Origin of the sequence: Synechococcus sp. H60.1, from assembly GCF_047462335.1 — a bacterium.
Classification (GTDB): Bacteria; Cyanobacteriota; Cyanobacteriia; order Thermostichales; family Thermostichaceae; genus Thermostichus.
Genome location: NZ_JANSJA010000242.1, coordinates 1 through 4,579 on the forward strand (window position 1 = coordinate 1; position 4,579 = coordinate 4,579).

General features: G+C 60.0%; 5 protein-coding genes. 3 read left to right on the forward strand and 2 right to left on the reverse strand.

What is annotated here, in order from left to right; translation table 11 throughout:
* Positions 1 to 208: 208 nt before the first annotated feature.
* Positions 209 to 1,474, forward strand: coding sequence for a lipopolysaccharide biosynthesis protein (locus tag NW852_RS11585; RefSeq protein ID WP_414371142.1), 1,266 nt, complete (start codon positions 209 to 211; stop codon positions 1,472 to 1,474).
* Here NW852_RS11585 and NW852_RS11590 read toward each other — a convergent pair.
* Together NW852_RS11590 and NW852_RS11595 are read right to left on the reverse strand one after the other, a co-directional pair.
* Entirely contained in the window at positions 1,461 to 1,826 is a 366-nt protein-coding gene (locus NW852_RS11590) for an FHA domain-containing protein (RefSeq protein WP_414365424.1), read from the reverse strand. The two genes, NW852_RS11585 and NW852_RS11590, sit on opposite strands and share 14 nt — an antisense overlap.
* A 117-nt stretch (positions 1,827 to 1,943) precedes the next feature.
* On the reverse strand, positions 1,944 to 2,786 hold the full coding sequence (locus NW852_RS11595) for an SDR family oxidoreductase (protein WP_414365422.1): 843 nt from the start codon (positions 2,784 to 2,786) through the stop codon (positions 1,944 to 1,946).
* 118 nt (positions 2,787 to 2,904) lie between these two features.
* On the opposite strand from NW852_RS11595, the gene NW852_RS11600 reads away from it, so the two are divergent.
* Positions 2,905 to 3,396 (forward strand): YajQ family cyclic di-GMP-binding protein, encoded by a 492-nt coding sequence (locus NW852_RS11600; RefSeq protein WP_414365420.1) that lies wholly within the window; start codon positions 2,905 to 2,907, stop codon positions 3,394 to 3,396.
* Between the two features lie 144 nt (positions 3,397 to 3,540).
* A complete protein-coding gene (locus tag NW852_RS11605) occupies positions 3,541 to 4,215 on the forward strand; it encodes a DUF3318 domain-containing protein (protein WP_414377788.1) in 675 nt (224 codons plus the stop codon).
* Positions 4,216 to 4,579 lie beyond the last annotated feature (364 nt).

The window sequence follows — 4,579 nt, forward strand, 5'->3', positions numbered from 1 at the left end:
GGGGGCCTGGAGTGGGGGGAAAACAGGGTTTTGGGATCCCGTCCCGCGGATGTGGCGGTGCCGCCAACAGGGTAAAGTTTGGCCATGAAGAATTGCCGCAAAAGTTGCAACTCATCCGCCCAGCGCCCAACGTCGCACGTTTGGGCGGGTCGTCTCAGCCTCCCTCCAGTATCCCTGGCTGCGGCCAGCCTCGTCCAGGAGAGTTGCTGTGGATAGGGCAGAACAACAGCGGCTACGACAGGCTGCCTGGCTGATGCTGGGCAATGGCCTGCGCCTGGGGTTGTCCGGGGCCTATTTCATCCTGCTGGCGCGGCTGTTGGGGCCGGAAGCCTTTGGGGTGTTCTCCGCCATCTTGGCCTGCAGCAACCTGGCTGCCCCGTTTGGCCATTGGGGCCAGTCGGAACTGCTGATCCAGCGCCTGAGCGGCCGGGGATCCGCGGCGGCTGCCCAGGAGATCGGCCCCAGCTTGTGGTTGGCCGGGCTAGGCTGTGGGGGGATGACGCTGCTGTTAACACCTCTGTTGAGCCTTTGGCTGGCCGGGATCTCCCCCCTCGTGGTGGGGATCCTGCTGGGGAGCGACCTGCTGTTTATCGCCATCCCTGAGGTGTACAGGGGGATCCTGATCGGGCAAGAGCGGGTTGCCGGCGTGGCCCTCATCGATACCAGCATGGCGCTGGGGCGGGTTGGCGCTGTGCTGCTAGCGGTGGCTCTGGGTTGGGGATCCCTGGTGCAGTGGGCCGTGCTGTACGGTCTGATGGTGCTGGTCGTGCTGCTGCTGATGGCGCGGGGGATGGGACGGTGGAGTAAGCTTTCTCCCCCCTTGGCCTGGAGAGATCTGGGGGAACGGCTGGCGGCGGGCTGGGATTTTGCCGTGGGGCTGGCGGCGGCAAAAACCTTCACCGATTTGGACAAGCTGCTTTTGCCCCGTCTGGCCTCGGCAGCAGCAGGGGGGCTCTACAGCGCCGCCTACCGGGTGATCAACTTCTCGCAAACGCCGATGATCGCCCTGCTCACCAGCCACTTTGCCGAGCTGTGCCGCCAAGGACAAAAGGGCCTACGGCAGGGCTGCCGCTACGCCTGGCAGCTCTTCCCTTGGGTGGTGGGCTATGGCAGTTTGGCCGCCCTGGGGATGGCGCTGGGATCCTACGGGATCCCCTGGGTGCTGGGATCGGCTTACCAGGAAACCGCTCTCATCCTGCGCTGGCTCAGCCCGGTCATCCTGCTGGAAGGGATCCACCTGCTGCTGTCTCACCTGTTCACCGGAGCCGGGCTGCAAAAGCCGCGCAGCCGCCTGCAACTGGCGGCACTGGGTCTGAACGGGCTTTTGAATGGGATTTGGATCCCGATGTGGGGCTGGCGAGGAGCAGCCTTGGCCACTTTGATCTCAGAAGTAGCCCTGCTGCTGGCCTTGCTGCTGCTAATTCAGCGGCAATTACGCCCTCTGGAGGGATCCCCTGAAGCTACGGGGCCTTGACGATCTTGTAGGTGGCTTTGGCATCGGGGCCGAAGGTGATCACATCCCCCGACTTAAGCTGGTGGGTGGTCAGCTTCTGGCCGTTGATCAGGAGGCCGTTGGTGCTGGGCCTACCCTCCAGATCCCCATCGAGAATGCGGTAGTAGTATTCTCCCTCCTTCTCAGCAGGGACGCGTAGCAGCATGGCGTGGTAGCGGGAGGCGTATTGGGAGTTGAGGCAGATGTCGTTGGCCAGGTCGCGACCAATGAAGTATTTTGCAGCGGTCAGCACCTGGCTGCGGCGGCCATCTCGATCCTCCACGACCAAGATGTGCTGCTGAGCACTTGGAGGAGAAGGCACAGAATCAACCATAATTCCTTCCGCTGCAACTGCCCGAATCTAACCCTAGCACCATACTATACAGACAAAAGCTCGACCCTGGCATTGGCAGAGCTGCAGAATCGCCTACCCGAGATGGTCTGCCGAATCTCAAAGTCGGCCACGGGCACTTTGCAGTAGCGGGCCCACCAGCCCTGGGAAAAGGGTGTAGGCCCCCACCGCCCACTGAGCCATGCCCACCACGACCTCCGACTTCGACTGGCGAGCGGCGTCCCAAATGGCTGCAGCCACGTCTTCCGGCTGGCTGACCCAAAAGCTCTCTAGTGCCTGTTGCATCCGCTGCCGCGCCGCGCTGCTTGAGCCTTGGGACTCGCTTTCGGGAGAGACCTCCGGCGCCGCCTCATCAACAAAAACGGCTCGCTTGAGAAAACTGCTGTTGACTGGGCCGGGGTGGACGCCAATTACCTGGATCCCATGGGGTTGCAGCTCTAGACGCAGCGCCTCCGTTAGCCCACTGACCGCATACTTGCTGGCACAATAGGCAGTCATCTGGGGCAGGGGCATCTTGCCGCCGATGGAGCCCACGTTGATGATCTGGCCTTGTTTGCGCTTCAGCATGTGGGGGAGCACAGCCCGGATGGTGTACAGGTAACCCCAAAAATTAACCGCCATCAGGGCTTGCCAGTGTTCCAGCGTAGTCTGTAGGAAGGGGCCGCTCAGGCAAATGCCGGCGTTGTTGATCAGGCAGTCGATGCGGCCGTAGCGCTCTAGGGTGGCCTCCACCAGGTTTTGCACCTGTTCCGGTTGCGTCACGTCAGTGGGGACAGCCAACACTTCTGCATTGAGGCTTTGCTCCAGCTCGATGGCTGTTTGCTTCAGGGTTTCAGCCGTGCGGGCAGCCAGCGCCAGGCGGTAGCCACCGCGGGCAAAAGTAAAGGCGGTGGCCCTGCCAATACCCTCGGAAGCGCCTGTAATTAAAACAACATCAGCCATCCTGCTGCTCCCCACTTTTTGGGTTAGGATTCTTCCTTCTGTTGTAACTCCTCCGGAGAGCGGGGATCCTTGGCCATCTGAGAGCGTATGATACGGAACGGCAGCAAAGATAGGGTTTATGGCCTCCACTTACTCGTTTGATATTGTCAGCGATTTCGATCGGCAGGAGTTGGTGAACGCCGTGGATCAGGCCCAGCGAGAGATCAAACAGCGCTACGACCTCAAGGATACCCAGACGGAAATTGCGCTGGAGGAGGGATCCCTGACCATCACCACTGCCAATGAGATGGCTCTCAATTCCGTTCGCGATCTGCTTCTCACCAAAGCGGCCAAGCGGGGCCTCTCCCTGAAGATCTTCGACTTTCAACCCCCGGAGAGTGCCGCTGGCAACCGGGTGCGCCAGGTCGTTCGTCTCAAAAGAGGTATCGATGCGGCGCTGGCCAAGCAGATTGCCAAGCAAATCCGCGACAACTTCAAGAAGGTGCAGCCCTCCATTCAAGGGGATCTGGTGCGGGTTTCCGGCAAAGACAAAGATGAGCTACAGGCGGTCATTCAAATGCTCAAGCAGCAGGATTACCCGGTGGCGCTGCAGTTTGTCAATTACCGGTAGCACGGCCACAGCAGGCAAGGGATCCCAGCTCGCGTAGCCCCTTGGCTCTTGGCTTTTTGGGAGCTAGCCCACAGAGAAGGCCAGAATCCTTTACCATGGGTAGGTAGTGATCTCCATCTCCAACCGCAGCTCTACCGCGCCAGTATGTACACCATTTCTGAGTTCGATCGCCTGATCCAGTTTCTCCCGGTGGAGATCCGACCCGAGGTGCAGATCGAGATTGGATCCCCTGACCAATCTCGGGTTGTGCAGCCGCTCTGGCGCTTTCCCTGGCAGAAGTACACTCGCTTTGCCATCGACCTGAGCCGTTGGCAGAAGCTGAGCCCCGATCAACAGAAGATCTACTTTTTGCGGGAAGCCGTGATGGCCACCGAGCTGGCCTTGGGAGACAACTGGTCGGCGCTATTGCTGTATCCCGCCCTAATTGGGGCCGGCAGCATGGGCATTTTGGTGGAGCTGCAGATGGGAGATAACCTTGGCGTGGGCTTGGCAGCCGGCTTGGCGGCATCGGCGGTGTTTCTGCTGCGTAAAGCAGAAAAGGGACAAAAAGCGCAAGTCGCAGCCGATGAATTCGCCGTGCGCTATGCCTCCCAAAACGGCTACACCTCTGAACAGGCGGCTGCCATTTTGCTGAGTGCCCTGCAGCAGGTAGCCATCCTCGAAGATCGCGTTAAGGATGACTACGACACCACCATGCGCCGCCGCAACCTGGAGTTTTTGGCGCAGCGGGGCCTCGGCTCCGGCACCCTGACCATCAATCCCAAGTACCGCAACAAGGGCCAAGGCCCCAACCCCTACCAAAATCCCTTTCAGCGCTGAGCAGTCGCTGCGAGCTAGGTGGGGAATGACTTCCGACCCTCATCTTCGTTGAGTCAACACAACATGGCTGACGCCACGCTGCGCGAACCGATAGCGTACGGGCTTCACGCTTCCCAGACTTGTTGGTACAGAGGTCTCAGCGTGCTGCCACCGTGCAACCCACGGTGGAAACCAGTCAGGGAAGCTCTCCAGAGATTTAACTCAATCTCTTCAACTGAAGCACGAACGGCTTTCATCCCGACACTGATTGGCTCTTGAGTCAACACAATTCACCCATACAGTGCGGGGCTTCCCGCCGATTAAGTTTGAGGAGCACCTAGGCTTGCTTAAGCTTCCTCTTCCAGTTCTTGGATCTCTTCCGTAG

Coding starts and splice junctions, on each gene's coding strand:
- NW852_RS11590 (WP_414365424.1), bottom strand. CDS start 1,826: ATGGTTGATTCTGTGCCTTCTCCTCCAAGTGCTCAGCAGCACATCTTG.
- NW852_RS11595 (WP_414365422.1), bottom strand. CDS start 2,786: ATGGCTGATGTTGTTTTAATTACAGGCGCTTCCGAGGGTATTGGCAGG.
- NW852_RS11600 (WP_414365420.1), top strand. CDS start 2,905: ATGGCCTCCACTTACTCGTTTGATATTGTCAGCGATTTCGATCGGCAG.
- NW852_RS11605 (WP_414377788.1), top strand. CDS start 3,541: ATGTACACCATTTCTGAGTTCGATCGCCTGATCCAGTTTCTCCCGGTG.